A 19,122-nucleotide genomic window follows, 5' to 3' on the forward strand; every position below is an offset into this window, starting at 1 on the left:
AGGTTTTGCCAAGGCGATCAACCGCGAAGGCGACACTCAGCGGTCGTAAAGCGGCGGTCACGATACTACTCCACAAGCCGTTGCTGGCGCGACCCGTTGCGGGATGGACATGGCGGCGGGCGTGACCGAACATGACCTTGGAATTTTCCCTTGCAAGGCTAACGATTCGATGTCGAGTGACAGGCTCCCGCGCGATCCGCTCAAGCGCGAAGCGTTGAAAAATGCAGACAAGCCAGAGGCTTCCGATCGGATGTTCATTCATCTGCGCGTCCACTCGCCCTATTCGCTGCTCGAAGGTGCCTTGAAGCTCGACAAGGTTGTCGGCCATGCCACCAAGGATGCAGCGCCTGCCATCGCCGTCGCCGACACCAACAACCTGTTCGGCGCGCTCGAATTTGCCCAGAAGGCGACAAAGGATGGCGTGCAGCCCCTGATTGGCTGCCAGGTCGATGTCGACTTCGCCGACAGCGGAGACAATGCACAACGTGGCCAGGGCTGGAAGCAGGCGCTGGACCTCTATCCGGTTGTTTTGCTCGCAGCGACCGAAACCGGTTACGCCAACCTCGTTCGCCTGGTTAGCCGTCTCTATCTGGAAACGCCACCCGGCGACCCGGTTCATGCGACGCTCGATTGGCTTGCCGCTTCAGCCGAGGGCATCATCTGCCTGACCGGCGGTCCGCGCGGGCCGATTGGCGCTGCGATCAAGAGTGATCATAACGCAATTGCCGAAAGCCGCCTGCTGGCGTTGAAGCAATTGTTCGGCGACCGGCTTTACGTCGAGCTCGAGCGGCTGGCCGGCTACGACCGGGTTGTCGAGGCCGCGACGATCGAACTGGCCTACCGCCACTATCTGCCTCTGGTCGCCACCAACGAGGCGTTCTTTGCCGCGCGTGCCGACTTCGAGGCACATGATGCGCTCATCGCCATTGCCGAGGGCTCGGTGGTCGCCGAAGACAATCGTCGCAGGCTGACACCCGACAATTTCCTCAAGTCGCAGAAGGAGATGGCGGAGCTTTTTGCCGACCTGCCTGAAGCGATTGACAATACGGTCGAGATCGCTCGGCGCTGTTCCTACTATCCCAAGAACCGCAATCCGATCCTGCCGCGCTTTACCGGTGGCGATATTGCCGATGCCGATGCGGCGGTCGCAGCCGAAGCGGCGGAGCTGACACGCCAGGCCCATGAAGGTCTTGCCATGCGGCTTGAATCGCGCGGTCTGTCTGAAGGTTATACGCCGGAACAATACAAGGAACGGCTGGAGTACGAGCTCGGCATCATCGAGCGCATGAAGTTCCCAGGCTACTTCCTGATCGTTGCGGACTTCATCAAATGGGCGAAGGTTCAGGGCATTCCGGTTGGCCCTGGCCGTGGTTCGGGTGCAGGTTCACTGGTTGCTTATGCCCTGACCATCACCGACGTCGACCCGTTGCGCTTCTCGCTGCTGTTCGAGCGCTTCCTCAATCCAGACCGCGTCTCGATGCCCGACTTCGACATCGACTTCTGCCAGGACCGGCGCGAAGAAGTGATCCGCTACGTCCAGGGCAAGTATGGCCGCGACCAAGTCGGCCAGATCATCACCTTCGGAACGCTGCAGGCGCGCGCCGTGCTGCGCGACGTCGGCCGCGTCTTGCAGATGCCTTACGGCCAGGTCGACAAGCTGTGCAAGATGGTGCCGCAGAACCCGGCCAATCCGGTGACGCTGGGCCAGGCGATCGAAGGCGAACCGCGCTTTGCCGAAGAGGCCGAGCGCGAGCCGATCGTGCAGACGCTGCTCGACATGGCGCAGAAGCTCGAAGGGCTTTATCGCCACGCCTCGACGCATGCCGCCGGCATCGTCATCGGCGACCGTCCGCTTTCCGAACTCGTGCCAATGTACCGGGACCCGCGCTCGGACATGCCGGTCACCCAGTTCAATATGAAGTATGTCGAGCAGGCCGGGCTGGTGAAGTTCGACTTCCTTGGCCTCAAGACGCTGACGGTGCTGCAAAAGGCGCTCGAGTTCATCAGCCGCCGTGGCGTCGACATCGACCTCGCGCTGATTCCGCTCGATGATCCGCTGACCTACGCCATGCTGTCGCGCGGCGAGACCGTCGGCATATTCCAGGTTGAAAGTGCCGGCATGCGCAAGGCGCTGATCGGCATGAAGCCCGACCGCATCGAAGACATCATCGCCCTGGTGGCGCTCTATCGTCCCGGCCCGATGGAGAACATCCCGACCTACAACGCCCGCAAGCATGGCGAAGAAGAGATCGAGTCGATCCATCCCAAGATCGACTACCTGGTGAAGGAGACCCAAGGGGTCATCGTCTACCAGGAACAGGTCATGCAGATCGCCCAGGTGCTGTCCGGCTACTCGCTTGGCGAAGCCGATCTGCTGCGCCGCGCCATGGGCAAGAAGATCCGCGCCGAGATGGACAAGCAGCGCGAGCGCTTCGTCACCGGTGCCGTGGATGGCGGTGTGGCCAAGCCGCAGGCCAACTTCATCTTCGACCTTCTGGCCAAGTTCGCCGACTACGGCTTCAACAAGTCGCACGCCGCAGCCTACGCCATCGTTTCCTACCAGACGGCCTATCTCAAGGCGCATTACCCGGTCGAGTTCCTCGCCGCCTCGATGACCTACGATATGTCCAACACCGACAAGCTCAACGACTTCCGCCAGGACGCCATGCGCCTCGGCATCGATGTCGTGCCGCCATCGGTCATGACAAGCTTCCGCGACTTCGAGGTTGGCGAAAAGAAGATCTTCTACTCCCTCGCCGCCATCAAGGGCGTGGGTGAGGCGGCGGTGCAGCACATCGTCGCCAAGCGTGCCGAAAAGCCGTTTGCCAGCCTTGCCGACTTCTGCGAGCGCATCGACCCGAAACTGGTCGGCAAGCGTGTCTTCGAAAGCCTGATCATGGCTGGCGCGCTCGATTGTTTCGGTCATGAGCGTGCGGCGATGATGGCCGGAATGGAACGCATGATGGGCCTTGCGTCACGCGCCCACGAAAACGCCACCCTTGGCCAGTCCGACATCTTCGGCAGCGCGGCTTCGGGGCAGGCGCCGTCGCTGCATTTGCCTGTCGCCGATGCGTGGCTTCCAGCGGATCGCCTGCATCGCGAGTTCCAGGTCGTCGGTTTCTACCTCTCGGCGCATCCGCTCGATGAATACAAGGCAGCGCTTGAAAAGATGCGCGTCCAGAACTGGGCCGATTTCGCCGCTGCCGTGAAGCGTGGCGCGACCGCTGGCCGGTTGGCGGGCACCGTGACGACCAAGCAGGAGCGCAAGACCAAGACCGGCAACAAGATGGGCATTGTTCAGTTTTCGGATGTCTCGGGCCAATATGAAGCGGTGATGTTCTCCGAAACGCTGGCGCAGTATCGCGACCTCTGCGAGCCCGGCAAGTCGGTGGTCGTCACCGTTGCCGCGGAAGACCGCCCGGAAGGCGTCAACCTGCGCATCCAGACGGTGCAGTCGCTGGAGGACGAAGCGAGCCGGGTGCAAAAGACGCTGCGCATCTTCGTACGCGACGCGGCACCGCTCAACATGCTGTCCAACCAGCTGACAGTGCGCGGCGAGGGCGAGGTCAGCTTCATCGTTCTCAAGGGCGAGGCGCAAGGGGAGATCGAGATCGAGCTTCCCAATCGCTATCGCATCACGCCGTCGATCGCCTCGGCCATGCGCGCCGTGCCGGGAGTGGTGGAGGTCGAACTTGTCTAGGCCAGGCGCTGTTCGTCACACGATTGCGCCCGCTGGAGCAGAAGGGCCCGCTCGCGATCGTTCTGGGTGAGCGACGCGGCGCGCTTGAATTCGGCGCCGGCTTCAATGAGGCGGCCAAGCTTCATCAGCAGGTCAGCCCGCACGGCGGGCAGCAAGTGATAGCCGCGCAGCGCCACATCGCTTGCCAGCTGGTCGGCTAGCTCAAGCCCTGCCGCTGGACCGAAGGCCATGGCAATCGCGACAGCGCGGTTGAGCTCGACGACCGGCGAGGGGATCCGCGCCGCCAGTGCCGCATAAAGCGCTGCGATGCGTACCCATTCGGTCTCTTCAGGGGTTCGGGCACGCGCGTGGCAAGCAGCGATTGTAGCCTGGAGTGTGTAGGGCCCAGCTCTAGCCGAAAGCTTTTCGGCGCGGGCAAGAGCGGCAAGCCCACGCTTGATGAGCAGCCGGTCCCAGCGCGCGCGGTTCTGGTCGAGCAACAGCACCGGCATGCCGGCCGCGTCGATGCGAGCGGCAAGGCGCGACGCCTGCAGCTCCATCAACGAAACGAGGCCGTGCACCTCGGACTCACTCGGGGCAAGGCCTGCCAGGATACGCCCCAGCCGTAGCGCCTCATTGCAGAGTTGGGGCCGCATCCAGTCTTCGCCCTTGGTGGCGGAATAGCCTTCGTTGAAGACGAGGTAGAGAATTTCGAGCACCGACGACAGGCGTTCGGTACGCTCGGTGCCTTGTGGACGCTCGAAAGCGAGCTGGGCCTCAGCAAGGCTGCGCTTGGCGCGGACGATACGCTGCGCCATGGCCTGTTCGGAAACGAGAAATGCGCGTGCGATTTCTTCCGTCGTCAGTCCGCCGACCAGTCGAAGCGTCAGCGCCACGCGTGCCTCGGGCGGCAGCACAGGATGACAAGCGATGAACATCAGGTCGAGCATTTCGTCGCCGATGTCGTCGTCGAGGTCCGGAAGCCCGACCATGCTTTCCGCTTCGACACCAAGCAGTGCGATCTTGCCCTCTGCCATCTTGGCACGGCGAAAATGATCGACAGCGCGCCGCTTGGCGGCGGCGATCAGCCAGGCGCCGGGCTTGTCGGGAACGCCTGTGTCAGGCCAGTGCCTGAGGGCGGCAATGAGCGCGTCCTGCGCGAATTCCTCCGCCAGCCCGACGTCGCGCGCGAAGCGGGTCAACACGGCGATGATCCTGGCGCGCTCTATCCGGAAGACGGTCTCGATGGCGCGATGCGTTTCGCGGCTTTTCACCAGCCCGATCACATCACCATCGTCCCGGGCCGGCAAGGGTGGCCCGGGTTGATGGCGCCTGCCTGCTGCGTTCATCTACTTGCTCGTCGCCACGCCTATCTCACGAAAACGCTCGATGGCTTCGCTCTCGCCAAAATCCTCCAGTTCGTACATCTGCCGGATTTCGATCTCGCCGTCGTCGATCTGGGGGTTGGGGAAGCGATTGGCCCATTCGATGGCCTCCTCGCGCGTCTTGACCTGGATGATGGTGTAGCCGGCGATCAGTTCCTTGGTCTCGGTGAAGGGGCCATCGACGATCTTCTTCTTGCCGCCCGACCAGGTGATCCGCCAGCCTTTCGATGTCGGATGCAGGCCGTTGCCGTCGAGCAGCACGCCGGCTTTGGCCAATTCCTCGTGATAGTCGGCCATGGCGGTCAACATCTCTTGTGGCGGCATGGCGCCGGCTTCCGAATCCTTGCTGGCTTTGACCACGATCATGAAACGCATCTTCGTCTCCCAGATTGCGAGGCCGGCAACCACTGCCTGACCTTCGATCTGCCAACACGACGAGTGGAGAACAGTGGAATCGACACGTCAAAGATTTTTCTCGACTCGAATGGCGGTACGTTGTCGCCAGCAACCCCTGCTGGTACTTTAGAGTTTGCTCGCGCGCCAATCAGGGCATCGTCATGGACGAGAAAGCCGCCGTCGCAGACCTCATGCAGATGGTGAATGGGTACCAGGTGTCCCAGGCAATCTGCGTGGCCACAACGCTTGGCATAGCCGACCACCTCGCGGACGGTGCGCGCTCGAGCGACGAGCTTGCTCTGGCGGCCGACGCACATCCGCAATCGCTTTACCGGTTGTTGCGCGCCCTGGCCTCGGTCGGTGTGCTGCATGAAGGTGAGGCGCGCCAATTTTCACTCACCGCGCTCGGTGCCGGCCTGCGCTCCGATGCCGAGCATTCCGTCGCTCCTTGGGCCCGGATGGTTGGACGCGCCTATTACCGCGACGCCTGGGGCGAACTGCTCCACAGCGTGCGCACGGGAGAGAATGCGTTTGCCCATGCCCACGGGACGGGTGTCTGGCAGTATCGCCTCGACCATCCCGAGGAGTCGTTGATCTTCGATCGGGCAATGTCGTCCTTCGTGCCTGTGGTGGCCGCGGCGGTGCTTGCCGCCTATGACTTTGGCAGGTTCGACGTCGTGATGGATGTCGGAGGCGGCCAAGGGGCGCTTTTGGCGGCGATCCTGGCTCGCAATCCGTCACAGCGCGGCATCCTGTTCGACCAGCCGCTGGTTGTCGAAGGAGCGGGGGCCGTGCTCCAGGCAGCGTCTGTGGCCGATCGCTGCCGTGTGGTCGGCGGAGACTTCTTCGCCGCGCTGCCAGATGGTGCCGACGCGCATGTGATGAAATGGATATTGCACGACTGGGATGACGAGCGCTCGATTGCCGTGCTGAAAAGCTGCCGCCGCGCCATCAGGCCTGACGGCACGTTGGTCGTGCTCGAGGCGGTTTTGGCGCCGCCCAACGAGGGCGCACGCGCCAAGTTCGCCGATCTCAACATGCTGGCGGTGCCCGGCGGGCAGGAAAGGACCAAAGATGAGTTCGCCAAGCTCTTCGCCGCATCTGGCTTCAGGTTGACAAGAGTGATCGATGCCGGCCCGCGCATCAGTATCATAGAAGGCGAGCCGACCTGACGCCTGCAAATATTTCGAGCCTGGACGGCAGTACGCGGCTTGGCTTGACTTGGCATCGATAAGAATAAATCCTGCCCTCAGCGGAAGCGAGGCTGGCGGTCAATATGAAGGCCATGTTGCGAGGTGTCTGCGTTACGGCTGTGCTTTTCGGAGGTATCCTCCAGGCACATGCCGCCGATCTGGTTGTGGCCATGCCCAATTGGCCATCCGGCCAGGCATCGGCCAACATCATCAAGGTCGCGCTCGAGAAATCACTCAAGATCGATGTCGAGGTCGAGGAAATGGGGACCTTGATCGCCTTCACCGGCCTGGATTCAGGCAAGGTCGATGTCCACCCCGAAGTCTGGCGGCCGAATCTCGACTCGGTTGTCCAGAAATACGTGACCGAGCGCGGCACCGTTCACCTGAGCCCACGCAGCGTATCGGCGACGCAAGGGCTGTGCGTCACCCAAAAGACCTATGACGACTATGGCATTCACGACGTCGCCGACCTGAAGGACCCGGCCAAGACCAAGGCGTTTGACACCGACGGCGATGGCAAGGGCGAGATCTGGATCGGCGCCCAGGGCTGGTCGTCCACCGACATCGAGCGCATTCGCGCCAAGAGCTACGGTTATGCCGCAACGATGACGCTGCTCGAAATGCCGGAGGAAGTCGGCATGTCGGCGGTGGATGCCGCAGTGGCAACCGACAAGCCGATCGTCTTTTACTGCTACAGCCCGCATCACGTGTTCGAACTGCATCGGATCAAGCAGCTGAGCGAGCCGGCCTTCGACGGTGCAAAGTGGAACGTGGTCTTGCCGGCGGACGATCCGATGTGGCTGTCGAAGTCTGATGCGCCCGTCGCCTGGAAACCGTCGAGTTTCAGCGTCGCTTATGCAACCTCCTTGTCCAAGCGTCTGCCGCAAGTGGCCAAATTTCTCGACAACATCGATTTCAGTGCCGACGAAGTAACGGCCATGAGCTACGCGCTTGAGGTCGAAAGGCAGGATCCGGCGACGTTTGCGGAGCAATGGGTGGCGAGCCACGAAGATCGCGTGAAGGCTTGGATGAAGTGATGCCCACGAGGGCTAGAGAGGGGTAGTGCGCATGGCAGGGACGGCGCGTCCACGCAGACGGCTCGGTTGGGTTGCGTTCCTTTTCATGGCTGCGGGGCTCGGAGCGGCACTGGCGCAGACCGGCTCGACAACGCAGATCTTCGATCCCAAGACGCATAAATGGATCAACTACGATCGCAAGAAGGCGCGCCAGTATTATGCCGCCCACGGCCAGGTGCCAGACGCGTTCCGCCGCCAGATCGTGACGTTCCGCACCGCTGAAAAGCCTGGAACCATCATCATCGACGGTAACCAGCACTTCCTCTATCTCGTCTTGCCCGGGCTCAAGGCCGTGCGCTACGGCATCGGCGTCGGCCGCGACGGTTTTGGCTGGGCTGGCATCGTGCGTGTCGGGCGCATGGCGGAATGGCCGACCTGGACGCCGCCGGCCGAGATGGTGGCACGCGATCCCAACGCCGCCAAATTTGCTGGCGGCATGCCCGGCGGTCCCGACAATCCCCTCGGCGCGCGTGCGCTTTATCTCTACCAGGGCGACCAGGACACGATCTATCGCATCCATGGCACGCCTGAACCGTGGACGATCGGCCTCGACGTGTCATCGGGCTGCATACGGATGAACAATGACGACATCGTCGACCTGCATTCGCAGGTCCAGGTTGGCGCCAAGGTCGTGGTGCTGATGCAGGGGGCTGCGCTCTACAAGGGGGTATGAGCGTCGCTGCCCAAGAACAACAAACGCAACGAGGGGAAAATCATGCGAACAGCTTTTCTTGCCGAAATGGGCTTGCTCACCGGCCTTGCGGTTGCCGGCTGTTCCTCGACCGCCCCCGAACCACAGAACATGGCGCGGACCACCATGCAGACCGCGCCCGCCGACCTGCAGCTGACCTGTGCCAGCGCGGCGGCAACATCCGCCGGCGTCGATGCCAACAAGGTGCTGCCGGTCGGCTCGTCGCAGCTGGACGCGACCAGGTACCAGGTCGACCTCAACGCATCTGGCCAACGCTACACGTGCGTTGTCGACAACATGGGCAACGTGACCTCGGTTCAGAAGGCGGCGTGAAAACGGGCTGAATCGTCACGTCGGAAGCTAATCGTCCAGCGGCTCCGGTGGATTGGCGTTGCGACCCTTGCCGAAGGTGTAGCCGGTTTCGACGGCCTTCTTGCCGAACTTGCCACGAAGAAGGTCGATGGCGCCTTCGGCTAGGGCGCGCTTGCGTGACTGGACGTCGACGAGATCTGGCGGGTCGGCGCGCTCGTCGTCCGACAGGTCGCTGACGCCGATGCCGAGCAGGCGGTATTTGGTGCCGTCGGTTTCTTTCGACAAAAGCTGCATGCCGGTCTGGAAGATACGGTCGGCAAGGCGGGTCGGATCGGCAAGCTGGCGGTTGCGTGTCCTGATCTTGAAGTCCTGGGTCTTGAGCTTGAGCACGACGGTTCGTCCGGCGATGTTCGCTTTCTTCAACCGCGCCGAAACCTTTTCCGACAGCGCCCGCAACACCGGCACGAGTTCTGCCGATGAGGCGAGGTCGCTGTCGAAGGTGGTTTCCGCCGACACGCTCTTGGCTTCCTGGTCGGGCGAAACCTGGCGGTCGTCCTGGCCGCGCGACAGGTGGTAGAGCCGGCTGCCCATCGTGCCGTAGCGCCGCATCAGGTCGCCGCGGTCCATGCGCTGCAACTGGCCGATGCTGCGGATTCCGTCGCTTTCGAGCGTCGCGGCAAAGGCCTTGCCCACGCCCCAGATCATCGTCACCGGCTGCTGTGCCAGGAAACCGACCGCCTCTGCCTCGCCGATGACGGAAAAGCCGCGCGGCTTGCGGAAGTCTGAGGCAACCTTGGCGAGGAACTTGCAATAAGACAGGCCGGCGGAGACGGTGATGCCGATGTCTTTTTCGACAGTGGCTGCGAAGCGGGCGAGTACCAGTGCCGGCGGCAGCCCGTGCAATCGCTCGGTGCCGTCGAGGTCGAGAAAGGCCTCGTCGATCGACAGCGGCTCGACCAGCGGCGTCAGCGCCTGCATCATCGAGCGCACCTCGCGGCCGACGCGGACATATTTTTCCATGTCGGGGCTGATCACGACCGCCTCGGGACAGGCTTCCAGCGCCTTGAACATCGGCATCGCCGAGCGCACGCCATGGATGCGGGCGATGTAGCAGCAGGTCGAGACCACGCCGCGCTTGCCGCCGCCGATGATGACCGGCTTGTCCTTCAGCTCAGGATTGTCGCGCTTTTCGACTGCCGCATAAAAGGCATCGCAGTCGACATGGGCGAGATGCAGCTTGTAGAGCTCGGGATGGCGCAACAGGCGAGGGCTGCCGCAGGCATGGCAGCGCGGTCCCGACCCACGCTGAAGGGCAAGGCAGTCGCGGCAAAAACCGTGGCTGGGATCGTTGACAGGCATCGCCTTCGCTGCGAACATAAAGAGAACAAGTGCGATTTTATGTCAGCTGCCCCGTCGGGACAAGGCTGCGCCACGGAGCCATGCCATGACTGATGCCATTTCGCCGCTGACGCCGGATCTATGGCCGCATTTCGAGGATTTGTTCGGCAAGCAAGGCGCCTGCTACGGCTGCTGGTGCACCTATTTCAGGCTGCCGCCGGCGATCAGGCGGGAGAGCAACAAGGATCACATCAAGGCGCGAATCGCGGCAGGGCCGCCGCCGGGCCTGCTTGCCTTCGCAGATGGCCAGGCGATTGGCTGGATGCAGATCGGCCCACGCGCCGACGTGGCCGAATTCAACAATGCGGGCAGGGGCTCGGCGCCGCTCGATTCGGGTGATGCCAGTGATCCTGCCGTCTGGGCGATTTCGTGCTTCTTCATCCGGAGCAAGGCGCGGGGCAAGGGACTGACACACCAGCTTGTCGATGCGGGAATCGCATTCGCGCGTCAGTCGGGTGCGCGTGTGCTTGAAGCCTGCCCGATCGACCAATCGAACGGCAAGAATCCGGTCAGCCTGTTCGTCGGCTCGACGCGGGTGTTCGAAAAAACAGGGTTCGCGCGCGCGGCCGAACGCAAGCCTGGCCGACCGCTGATGCGCCTCGAGCTTTGAGGCCTTGCTGCTCCAGAGACCGCTGCGCTAGCCGGAGAAACCGCCGGCTTCGAGAAACGCCAGCTCCTGTTCGGTCGATTCGCGGCCGAGGATGAGGTTGCGGTGTGGAAAGCGGCCGAAGCGGGCGACGATGTCGCGATGGCCGATGGCGTGCTTGAGGTAGTCGCCGCCAAGCGCTGTCGAGCGTTCGAGCGGGATGTCGTGGTCGGCCAGCGTCTCGGAATGTGAAAACGGCAGGTAGAAGAACACTCTGATCGGCCCTTCGGTGGCGAGATCGTGGCCGCTGGCCACGGCCTGGCGCGCGAAATGGCGGGCGAGGGGATCTGTGGCATACATGTGGCCGCTGCCGCGGAAGCAGTTGCGCGGGAACTGGTCGAGCAGGATCATCAGCGCGAGCGCGCCTTCGGCGTCGTTTACCCAGGCGTCGCACTGGCGCTTCGCAGCTGCCATGTGCAGGTCGCCGAAGCGGCTGCGGAAGCCATCATCGAACATCTCGTCCTTGCGGAACCAGCTGTCCGGGCCGGCCTCGCGCCAATAGGCGACAACTTCGGTTGCACGCTGCCTGTCCACCATTGTCAATTCCTCTCGATCTGTTCCGCAGGAGTAGTCTTCTTCGCGATCACGTCCGCCGCTTCCTCATTGAGGGCCTTGGCGGTGCGGCGCGGGGGCGTCAGCGGCGTCGGCACCGGATTGGGAACGTTGCCCTGGAGGTAGTCGCTACCGGACTGGATATCGCCGGCGAACTGCATTTCCAGGCGCGCGGCATCGCGACGGCGGACTTCCTCGATGACTTCGACGACGTCGTCGGGATCCTCGCCCAGCTTTTCCAGGGTCGAGCCACCGAATAGCAGCGCGGATTCGAACGTCTCTCGCAGCTGGTAATCGACGCCGGCGCGGATGAGCTGGATCGCGGTGCCGCGGTCATAGGCACGCGCCAGCACCTGCACCAGCGGGAACTCGGCCCGCATGTGCTCGGCGATGCGGACGGCCACGTCCGCCTTGTCGACGCAGATCAGCACGGCGCGCGCACGCCCCGCACCGGCCGCATGCAGGATGTCGAGGCGGGTGCCGTCGCCATAATAGATCTTGAAGCCGAAATCGGCGGCGGCCTGGATCATCTCGACATCGTTGTCGATGATCGAAACGTCGATGCCGCGCAAAAGCAGGGGCTGGCTGGCGATCTGTCCGAACCGGCCGAAGCCGATGACCAGCACGCTGCCGCTGAGTTCTGCTGCGACATCAACGTCTTCGAGCGACTGTTCGACCTGGGGCGTAAAGCGACGCAACACCATGATCGCCAATGGGGTCAGCACCATCGAGATGATGATGATGGCGGTCAGGATCGCGTTGGCCTCGCCGTCGATGATGCCGACGGCAAGGGCCGAGGAATACAGCACGAAGGCGAATTCGCCGCCTTGCGCCATGATCACCGCGCGTTCCAAGGCTTCGCGATGCCCGGACTTCAGGAAGCGGGCGACGCCATAGATGCCGATGCCCTTCATCAGCATGTAGACGACGACGTAGAGGGCGATCATCTGCCAGTTGGCCAGGACGACCGTCAGGTCGAGCGACATGCCGACCGCTATGAAGAACATGCCGAGCAGGATGCCGCGGAAAGGCTCGACGTCCGCTTCGAGCTGATGGCGGAAGGTCGATTCGGACAGCAGCACGCCGGCGAGGAATGCCCCCATCGCCATGGAGAGGCCGCCGAGCTGCATGGCGAGCGCCGCGCCCAGAACGACCAGCAGTGCCGCGGCGGTCATCACCTCGCGGGCTCGAGAATCGGCAAGGACGCGAAACAAAGGGTTGAGCAGGTAGCGGCCGGCGATGACCAGGCCGGTAATCGATGCGATGCCGATGCCGATGTCGGTCAGTCGCCCCGCCCAGCCGGTGCCCGCGTCGGTGGCGGCGACCGGGGCCAGGAAAGCCACCAGCGCCAGCAAGGGCACGATGGCGATATCTTCGAGCAGCAGGATCGAAACCATGCGCTGGCCCTTGGGCGTCGACATCTCGCCGCGCTCGTCAAGCAGTTGCATGACGATCGCCGTCGAGGTCAGCACAAAGCCTGCACCGGCGACAAAGGATTGCGAAACCAGAAAGCCTCCTGCCAGTCCGACCATCGTCAACAACAGCGCGCAGACGCCGACCTGGAGTGCGCCAAGGCCGAAGATTTCGCGCCGCAGCCCCCACAGCCGCGACGGCTGCATCTCAAGGCCGATGATGAACAGGAACATCACCACGCCGAGCTCGGCGACATGCAGGATGGTTTCCGATTCCGAGAAGATGCCGATGCCGAACGGGCCGATGACCACGCCGGCACTGAGATAGCCGAGGATAGAGCCGAGGCCGAGACGCTTGAAAATGGGAACCGCAACGACGCCCGCGGCGAGCAATGCCACCACTGGAACCAGATCGACACCCGCTGTCTCTGCTGCCATGCGCCTTGTCGATCCTTGCTTGTGCGGCGGACGGCCGCTTGGTGGGAAAGTGCCAAGATAGGTGCTTCGAGCGCTGCCGAACAGTCCGGCCTGCCCATCGAATTATCTTGCCACAACATTGTCGCCGAATCGGGATGCCATGGCTCTGGCCTCACAACCTGCCATTGCGTGTGACATGGCTAGACGATAAGGCGGGCGTGGTTTCGACCACCGTGGGGTCGAACTGCCGCCGGCGTTTTTTGCCGGCTACGAGGAGAGACTGACATGAGAAATATTCTGTTCGCAGTGCTCGGCGTTGCCGCACTTGGTCTTTCGGCTTGCTCGAAGGCGCCGGAATGCACCGCCGAAGTTATGACCAAGAAGGGTCAGGAAGTAGCGACCGCGCTTCAGGAAGCCATCACCAAGGATCCGGCCAAGGCTGCCGAGCTGTCCGCCAAGGTGCAGGAAGTCGCATCGAAGTACACCGGTGCAACGACTTCGGAAGAGGCCTGCAAGGCCTATGACGATCTGCTGACGGCTATCAAGGGCTGATTCTTCAGGCTGAAACGGAAAGGGCGGCACCAAAAGTGCCGCCCTTTTTCTTTGTGGAGATGAAGAATCAGTTCTTGGCGATGGCGCCGACCGCCGTGCCATCGACACGCGACAGCTTCATGCCAATGACCGGCACCAGCTGCTTGTCGACACGTACCGAGACGGTGACATGCATCAGATTGTCGTCGGGCATGCGTGCCTGCATGACGCCGTTGAGCTGGTTGCGGTTGAGCGACAGGATGACCTTGCGGCCGTCGACGACGCTGCCGGAGATGATGTCGAGGCCCTTGCCTTCGGAACCGTCCAGGAACTTGCCGCGATAGCCGCTGCGTCCCTTCTGTTCGATGGTGGCAGACATCTTCTGGGTGAATACCCCGACGCGGCATCCGCCGTCGAGCGACATGCCGACCTTGCCGTCGGGCGTCGAGCCGGTGAAATTGCAGGTGAACTTGGTGCCCTTGTATTTTCCGGCGACGATCTCGCCGGGGCCGACCCATTCGCCTTCGACTGTCTTGAAGAACTTCTTGTCACGCTCGGGTGCCTTGACCGTATCCGCATGCGCGACGGAAGGCAGCACCACGGCCACGGCAGGCAGGACAGCGGACAACAAGAAGCGCTTCATGGGCACACCCGACAGCAGGAAACTGGAACAATTAGCTGCAAGGACCATGACCAAGAATGGTTAATGCTTCGTCTATTTGGCCTTTTCGGAGCCCTTGTCTTTGGTTGCAAATGTGGTGAGCGCAGCAAGGAAATCGCCCATGCCTGGACGCTTGACCGCAGCAAAGGGCAGGGGCCGCGCCGTCTCCATCGCGGCGATGCCGATGCGGGCCGTCATCATGCCGTTGACAACGCCTTCGCCGAGCTTGGCCGACACTCTGGCGGCAAGGCCATGGCCGACAAGCTGCTGGACAAAACTGTCGCCGACGGCGATCGAACCTGTGACGGCGAGATGGGCAAGGGCCGAGCGGGCAAGCCGGAAGAAGCCGAGCGTGCCGGGACGGCCGCCATAGAGTTCGGATAGCCGCCGGATCAGGCGGCCGGCTTCGAACACGACATAGGCGATGTCGACAAGCGCGCGCGGGCTGACGGCCGTCACCAGCGACACCCGTTTGGCGGCGTCGAGGATCAGAATCTTCGCCTGTGCGTCCAGTGGCGTCAGGATCTCGGTTTCGGCAAGCCGAACGAGATCGGCGCCATCGATCACGTCGCTGCGCAGATCGGCCAAGGCACGCCGGCCAGCGGCCGTTTCAGGCTTCGACGCCAGCAGGCTCGACAATTCGTCGACGACATGGCGCGCTGTGCCCGGATCGTTGCGCTCGATGGCGTCCGTCGCGCGGTTGCGCAGGCGCTCGACCGAGGCGAGCCGGAATACCGCAAGAAGTTCGCGCGTGAGGATGACGACTAGCGCGAGCGCGGCGATGCCGGCAGCACCCACTGCCAGCCAGCCGAGCCAGTCGGCACGCGTGAACAGGTCGCGGATCAGCTTGTCGGTCCAGAGCCCGACACCAAGTGAGATCAAGACGCCGAACGCGGCGAGGAAGATCGCGCCGATGCGGGATTTGCGCGTGGGTGCGGTTGCCGGGGGTGGTTCGGCGGCGGCGATGTCGGCCTCGTCGAAGACGTCGAACTCGGCGGGCATGACAATGACTGCATCGGTTGCCAACGCGCGTGGCTTACGTTGCTCTACTCGTGACGTCTTGGCGGGCGTCACGTCCGGTGTGGCAGCTTCCGCTTCGATGCGAAATGCGGCGGGCTTTCGGGGAGCGCTCATGCGAGGTGATCTCCGATGAGGAACTGCAGCGCGCGGTCGAGCCGGATATGCGGCAACGACAACGTCACGCCTTCAGCCGTACGCTCCAGCCTGGGCGGGCGAAAGCGGACGAAGCGGATCGTCGGGTCGTTCGCATCCTGGCGGTGATTGGTGCCGAAATCCTGAAAGACGACATCCGCCTTTTCCGGTAAGTCGCCGGGAAATATGGCAGTTTCAATGCTGCCGTCGAAACGTTCCTTGCCGATGGTCTCGCCTTCGATCGGCGTTCCGATGATCACCGGCAGCGTTTCGCGACCCTGCTTGACGGTGCCTTCGCGGGTAGCGCGGACGGCGGCAAGTGCCAGCACGTCGACCTCGGCGCCGGAGAGATTGGCCCGCGCAACGGCGCGGTCGGTCAGCCGCCGCACGATCGACTGCAGCCGGTCGTGGCTCTCATGGTGCAGATGATCGGCCTTGGTCGCGGCGACCAGGATGCGGTCGATGCGTCGCGAAAACAGGTCGGTCAGGAGATTGCCCCGGCCTGGGCGGAAGCAGGCGAGGATTTCGGTCACCGCGCGTTCAAGGTCGGCAATGGCGCCGGGACCGGCGTTGAGCGCCTGCATCGCGTCGATCAGCACGATCTGCCGGTCGAGCCTTGCGATATGTTCGCGGAAGAACGGCTTCACCACATGCGTCTTGTAGGCTTCGTAGCGCCGCTCCATCATCGCATGCAGCGAGCCTGGCCGAGCGCGTTGCGCGAGCCCGGCAAGCGGCGCGAATGTCAGCGCCGGCGAGCCTTCAAGGTCGCCGGGCATCAGGAAGCGCCCGGGCGGCAGCGTCGACAGCGCGCGCTCGTCGTCCTTGCAGGCCTTGAGATAGGCAGCGAAGCTCTCGAAAAGCCGCCGCGCCGTCATCTCGTCGGCGTCCGCTTCAGGCTTCACGGTGGCAGCAAGCTCGCGCCAGGCTTCGGACAGGTCGGCACGAACCGGCAGGCGCGCGAGTTCGAAAGCCTCCCTGGAGAAGTCGTCATAGCTCTTGCCGAGCAATGGCAGGTCGAGCAGCCACTCGCCGGGGTAATCGACGAGGTCGACCGACAGTTTTCCCGCTGAAAACATACGGTTCCAGCCCGAAGCTGACTCGAATTCTATTGTCAGCCGGAGTTCGGAAATGGCGCGGGTGGAATCCGGCCAGATGCGCTGGTCGACGAGCGCGGCGACATGGTCCTCGTACTGGAAGCGCGGCACGGCGTCATCGGGCTGTTCCTCGAGAAAGGCGCGCGAGATGCGTCCCGATTTCTGTGCCTCGAACAGCGGCAGCCTGCCACCATGGATCAGATTGTGCACGAAGGACGTGATGAATACGGTCTTGCCGGCCCGCGACAGCCCGGTCACCCCCAGCCGCAGCGAAGGCGAGAAAAGTCCCGCGGCGCGGCCGGAGAACGTGTCGAGCGCAATGCGCGCCTCGTCGGTGAAGGTGGTCAGAGACGCCAATCGTCGATCCCCATGCGGTCGCGCCGGATATAGGTGCCGTTTCAGGGATTTGAAATGGCGGCTGACTTCAAAGATCGGCCGGCGTGAGAAACGCCTCGAGATAGCCATGGCCGAGTTCGGCGCCGGAAAGTTCGCCTTCGAAGCGGATGACGGCCAGGCCCGAGGTCGGAAACCCGGTCTGCAGCGTATGCAGCGCCGCCTGGTCGCCGTCGCCTGAAACGGCCATGGCGAGATCCTCCATCATCGGATTGTGGCCGATGACCAGGATCGAACCATGCCGGCCATTCTCGCGGATCTTGTCGAAGTAGCCGGCGGCGTCGGCGCTGTAGAGATCGTCGGTGAAGACGACGCGGCCGGTGTCGGCATGGCCGGCCAGGCCTTCCAGGGTTTCGCGGGCTCGCCGGGCATTGGAGCAAAGCGTGAGTTCCGGCACATAACCATTTGCGCGCATCGCGGTGCCGGTTGCTTCCGCGTCCGCGATACCAGTGGCGTCGAGCGGACGGTCGAAATCCCTGACACCGGGCAGCGCCCAGCCGGCCTTGGCGTGTCGGAGAAGGTAGAGCGTGCCCAAATGTTGCTCCTGGAAGCTCAATCTCGCGACGAGCCTGCGCCAACTGTCATATCAGGATGTAGCCAAGCGACACTCACCTTGCAACCTGACGATGATGTTGTGCGTTTCTTAGGCAGAGAGTTGCGCTCTTGCCACGTCCGAATCACGACGTGGGGGGCGACGCAAACTTTTCGATGAATACGCTTGTGTGGGGCTTGGCCCGCGAATATACAGGCGCCAAAACGGGGTTGTCGGGTGAGTCGAATGAACGATACCGTTACTCTTGGCTACGTGCCCTCCGATGAGGAGCCGTTCATGAATGAGCGGCAGAAGTCTTACTTCAGAGCTAAGTTGGTTGCCTGGAAGAATGACATCCTCCGCGAAGCTCGCGAAACCCTCGAAATACTCCAGCAGGAAAACGCCAACCATCCGGATCTTGCCGATCGTGCATCATCCGAGACGGACCGTGCCATTGAACTCAGGGCGCGCGACCGTCAACGCAAGTTGATCTCAAAGATCGACTCGGCGCTGCAGAGGATTGACGAGGGTACATATGGCTATTGCGAGGAGACCGGAGAGCCGATTTCGCTGAAGCGACTGGACGCACGTCCAATCGCCACGCTGTCGATTGAGGCTCAGGAGCGTCACGAGCGCCGCGAGAAAGTCTATCGAGACGACTGATCGCGGAATAGCAGCAAACGAAAAAGGCGGCTCCGGCCGCCTTTTTCTTGTGCGCATTTTGGACTGCCGGGTGCTTACCGCTTGTGGCTGGTAAGCTCGCCAAGCAGCTTCGCCATTTCATCATCGAGGGATGGATCGGCGACTTTGGCCGATTTGGCTTGCGGTTTGTCGTCCAGCGAAACCTCTAGCTCTCTCATCAACGTGTCGTCGATGAGGTCGCGGGGAGATGGTGCCGCGGTGGGAGCGGGTGCCGCTCGTACCGGGGCGGAGTAGGTCGGCGCGACGTAGGTCTTGGGATCTGGGCTCGCCGTGACCAGCGGCGGCGAGGCAACCGGCATCTTGGGCGGCACCGGCCGCGGCTGGATTGGCGCGGGTGCTGGCTGCTGTTGCGGCCTGGCAGGCGCTTGCGCTGCGGGGCGGGGAGCAACCTGCTGTGCTGTGGCCTGTGGACGAGGCGCCTGGGGGGCTTGCTGTGTCCCTTCGGTGCCGGTCAGTGCCGGGCGACGCGGTGCGGTCATTCGGATGTCCGTTTCGACCACCACGTCGGTCGGGCCGCCGATCAGCAGCAGATGCTCGATGTCGTCACGGCGCACCAGGACAAGTCGCCTCTGGCTGTCGATGGCGGTCGCATCCATCACGGCAAGGCGCGTCTTCCTGTTCCTGCCGCCGGCAACGAAGGTGCCGAAGGTCAGGCTTCGGACCAGCTTGACGATGACGAGCACGATAACCAGCAGCACAAGTGCAGCAAAGGTCCACAGCACTGCGGCCGCATATCCTGGTCCTGCTACGCTATCCAGCCATTCGAACATGTCTTACCCCCGTCGCCGCGCCCGGGCGACACTAACTCTTAGCTGTCGCGCACGGCAAGTTGCCATTCGTGCATTACAGGCACGATTGACGCTAAGCGCATGATCTTGCCCCGGGCTTGCACCGCCTTTT

General features: G+C 63.0%; 18 protein-coding genes. 8 read left to right on the forward strand and 10 right to left on the reverse strand.

Annotation, left to right across the window (positions count from 1 at the left end; translation table 11 throughout):
- Window positions 1-250 precede the first annotated feature (250 nt).
- A complete protein-coding gene (dnaE, locus tag J1C56_RS02740; protein ID WP_214386646.1) occupies window positions 251-3,700 on the forward strand; it encodes a DNA polymerase III subunit alpha in 3,450 nt (1,149 codons plus the stop codon).
- Here the strand turns inward: dnaE and J1C56_RS02745 are convergent.
- Both J1C56_RS02745 and J1C56_RS02750 read right to left on the reverse strand, forming a co-directional pair.
- Window positions 3,697-5,028: an RNA polymerase sigma factor gene (locus J1C56_RS02745; protein ID WP_214385774.1), complete on the reverse strand. Its 1,332-nt coding sequence runs from the start codon at window positions 5,026-5,028 to the stop codon at window positions 3,697-3,699. The genes dnaE and J1C56_RS02745 overlap by 4 nt on opposite strands.
- Window positions 5,029-5,439 (reverse strand): YciI family protein, encoded by a 411-nt coding sequence (locus J1C56_RS02750; RefSeq protein ID WP_214385776.1) that lies wholly within the window; start codon window positions 5,437-5,439, stop codon window positions 5,029-5,031.
- Between the two features lie 14 nt (window positions 5,440-5,453).
- Between J1C56_RS02750 and J1C56_RS02755 the strand changes: the two genes are divergently transcribed.
- From J1C56_RS02755 to J1C56_RS02770, 4 genes are all read left to right on the forward strand, one after another.
- Window positions 5,454-6,632 (forward strand): acetylserotonin O-methyltransferase, encoded by a 1,179-nt coding sequence (locus J1C56_RS02755; protein ID WP_246591077.1) that lies wholly within the window; start codon window positions 5,454-5,456, stop codon window positions 6,630-6,632.
- A 104-nt stretch (window positions 6,633-6,736) separates the two neighbouring features.
- Entirely contained in the window at window positions 6,737-7,690 is a 954-nt protein-coding gene (locus J1C56_RS02760; protein WP_214385778.1) for an ABC transporter substrate-binding protein, read from the forward strand.
- An 85-nt stretch (window positions 7,691-7,775) separates the two neighbouring features.
- Window positions 7,776-8,402, forward strand: coding sequence for a L,D-transpeptidase (locus J1C56_RS02765; protein WP_246591080.1), 627 nt, complete (start codon window positions 7,776-7,778; stop codon window positions 8,400-8,402).
- 42 nt (window positions 8,403-8,444) lie between these two features.
- Window positions 8,445-8,753, forward strand: a complete 309-nt coding sequence (locus tag J1C56_RS02770; RefSeq protein ID WP_246591082.1) for a hypothetical protein — start codon at window positions 8,445-8,447, stop codon at window positions 8,751-8,753.
- Between the two features lie 27 nt (window positions 8,754-8,780).
- On the opposite strand, the gene J1C56_RS02775 is transcribed toward J1C56_RS02770, so the two are convergent.
- Complete coding sequence (locus J1C56_RS02775; protein ID WP_214385782.1) at window positions 8,781-10,109, reverse strand: DNA polymerase IV; 1,329 nt, start codon at window positions 10,107-10,109, stop codon at window positions 8,781-8,783.
- Window positions 10,110-10,176: 67 nt separating this feature from the next.
- Between J1C56_RS02775 and J1C56_RS02780 the strand changes: the two genes are divergently transcribed.
- A complete protein-coding gene (locus J1C56_RS02780) occupies window positions 10,177-10,740 on the forward strand; it encodes a GNAT family N-acetyltransferase (protein ID WP_214385784.1) in 564 nt (187 codons plus the stop codon).
- 27 nt (window positions 10,741-10,767) lie between these two features.
- Here J1C56_RS02780 and J1C56_RS02785 read toward each other — a convergent pair whose 3' ends face one another.
- Both J1C56_RS02785 and J1C56_RS02790 read right to left on the reverse strand, forming a co-directional pair.
- Window positions 10,768-11,313 (reverse strand): DUF924 family protein, encoded by a 546-nt coding sequence (locus J1C56_RS02785; protein WP_214385786.1) that lies wholly within the window; start codon window positions 11,311-11,313, stop codon window positions 10,768-10,770.
- A 2-nt stretch (window positions 11,314-11,315) separates the two neighbouring features.
- Window positions 11,316-13,178: a monovalent cation:proton antiporter-2 (CPA2) family protein gene (locus tag J1C56_RS02790; RefSeq protein ID WP_214385788.1), complete on the reverse strand. Its 1,863-nt coding sequence runs from the start codon at window positions 13,176-13,178 to the stop codon at window positions 11,316-11,318.
- Window positions 13,179-13,442: 264 nt separating this feature from the next.
- On the opposite strand from J1C56_RS02790, the gene J1C56_RS02795 reads away from it, so the two are divergent.
- Window positions 13,443-13,709, forward strand: coding sequence for a hypothetical protein (locus J1C56_RS02795; RefSeq protein ID WP_214385790.1), 267 nt, complete (start codon window positions 13,443-13,445; stop codon window positions 13,707-13,709).
- Window positions 13,710-13,776: 67 nt separating this feature from the next.
- On the opposite strand, the gene J1C56_RS02800 is transcribed toward J1C56_RS02795, so the two are convergent.
- The 4 genes from J1C56_RS02800 to J1C56_RS02815 form a co-directional block, all read right to left on the reverse strand.
- Window positions 13,777-14,331 carry a hypothetical protein gene (locus J1C56_RS02800; RefSeq protein ID WP_214385792.1) on the reverse strand — a complete coding sequence of 185 codons (555 nt, stop codon included), beginning with the start codon at window positions 14,329-14,331 and terminating at the stop codon, window positions 13,777-13,779.
- A 72-nt stretch (window positions 14,332-14,403) separates the two neighbouring features.
- A complete protein-coding gene (locus tag J1C56_RS02805) occupies window positions 14,404-15,483 on the reverse strand; it encodes a YcjF family protein (protein ID WP_214385794.1) in 1,080 nt (359 codons plus the stop codon).
- Window positions 15,480-16,952, reverse strand: a complete 1,473-nt coding sequence (locus tag J1C56_RS02810) for a YcjX family GTP-binding protein (RefSeq protein WP_214385796.1) — start codon at window positions 16,950-16,952, stop codon at window positions 15,480-15,482. The genes J1C56_RS02805 and J1C56_RS02810 overlap by 4 nt, the downstream gene beginning before the upstream one ends.
- A gap of 67 nt (window positions 16,953-17,019) precedes the next feature.
- Window positions 17,020-17,523: a SixA phosphatase family protein gene (locus tag J1C56_RS02815; protein ID WP_214385798.1), complete on the reverse strand. Its 504-nt coding sequence runs from the start codon at window positions 17,521-17,523 to the stop codon at window positions 17,020-17,022.
- A gap of 243 nt (window positions 17,524-17,766) precedes the next feature.
- Here J1C56_RS02815 and dksA point away from each other — a divergent pair, with 243 nt between their 5' ends.
- A complete protein-coding gene (gene dksA, locus J1C56_RS02820) occupies window positions 17,767-18,183 on the forward strand; it encodes an RNA polymerase-binding protein DksA (protein WP_067961780.1) in 417 nt (138 codons plus the stop codon).
- 74 nt (window positions 18,184-18,257) lie between these two features.
- Here dksA and J1C56_RS02825 read toward each other — a convergent pair whose 3' ends face one another.
- The gene (locus tag J1C56_RS02825; protein ID WP_214385800.1) at window positions 18,258-18,992 is read right to left on the reverse strand and encodes a flagellar biosynthetic protein FliO; all 735 of its coding nucleotides are present in this window, start codon (window positions 18,990-18,992) and stop codon (window positions 18,258-18,260) included.
- Window positions 18,993-19,122: the final 130 nt, after the last annotated feature.

Source organism: Aminobacter anthyllidis, from assembly GCF_018555685.1.
GTDB lineage: Bacteria > Pseudomonadota > Alphaproteobacteria > Rhizobiales > Rhizobiaceae > Aminobacter > Aminobacter anthyllidis.

What these genes read in the sequence shown, in the direction of transcription:
- dnaE (WP_214386646.1), top strand. Translation starts at nt 251, where the DNA reads ATGTTCATTCATCTGCGCGTCCACTCGCCCTATTCGCTGCTCGAAGGT.
- J1C56_RS02745 (WP_214385774.1), bottom strand. Translation starts at nt 5,028, where the DNA reads ATGAACGCAGCAGGCAGGCGCCATCAACCCGGGCCACCCTTGCCGGCC.
- J1C56_RS02750 (WP_214385776.1), bottom strand. Translation starts at nt 5,439, where the DNA reads ATGCGTTTCATGATCGTGGTCAAAGCCAGCAAGGATTCGGAAGCCGGC.
- J1C56_RS02760 (WP_214385778.1), top strand. Translation starts at nt 6,737, where the DNA reads ATGAAGGCCATGTTGCGAGGTGTCTGCGTTACGGCTGTGCTTTTCGGA.
- J1C56_RS02765 (WP_246591080.1), top strand. Translation starts at nt 7,776, where the DNA reads ATGGCTGCGGGGCTCGGAGCGGCACTGGCGCAGACCGGCTCGACAACG.
- J1C56_RS02770 (WP_246591082.1), top strand. Translation starts at nt 8,445, where the DNA reads ATGCGAACAGCTTTTCTTGCCGAAATGGGCTTGCTCACCGGCCTTGCG.
- J1C56_RS02775 (WP_214385782.1), bottom strand. Translation starts at nt 10,109, where the DNA reads ATGTTCGCAGCGAAGGCGATGCCTGTCAACGATCCCAGCCACGGTTTT.
- J1C56_RS02780 (WP_214385784.1), top strand. Translation starts at nt 10,177, where the DNA reads ATGACTGATGCCATTTCGCCGCTGACGCCGGATCTATGGCCGCATTTC.
- J1C56_RS02785 (WP_214385786.1), bottom strand. Translation starts at nt 11,313, where the DNA reads ATGGTGGACAGGCAGCGTGCAACCGAAGTTGTCGCCTATTGGCGCGAG.
- J1C56_RS02790 (WP_214385788.1), bottom strand. Translation starts at nt 13,178, where the DNA reads ATGGCAGCAGAGACAGCGGGTGTCGATCTGGTTCCAGTGGTGGCATTG.
- J1C56_RS02795 (WP_214385790.1), top strand. Translation starts at nt 13,443, where the DNA reads ATGAGAAATATTCTGTTCGCAGTGCTCGGCGTTGCCGCACTTGGTCTT.
- J1C56_RS02800 (WP_214385792.1), bottom strand. Translation starts at nt 14,331, where the DNA reads ATGAAGCGCTTCTTGTTGTCCGCTGTCCTGCCTGCCGTGGCCGTGGTG.
- J1C56_RS02805 (WP_214385794.1), bottom strand. Translation starts at nt 15,483, where the DNA reads ATGAGCGCTCCCCGAAAGCCCGCCGCATTTCGCATCGAAGCGGAAGCT.
- dksA (WP_067961780.1), top strand. Translation starts at nt 17,767, where the DNA reads ATGAACGATACCGTTACTCTTGGCTACGTGCCCTCCGATGAGGAGCCG.
- J1C56_RS02825 (WP_214385800.1), bottom strand. Translation starts at nt 18,992, where the DNA reads ATGTTCGAATGGCTGGATAGCGTAGCAGGACCAGGATATGCGGCCGCA.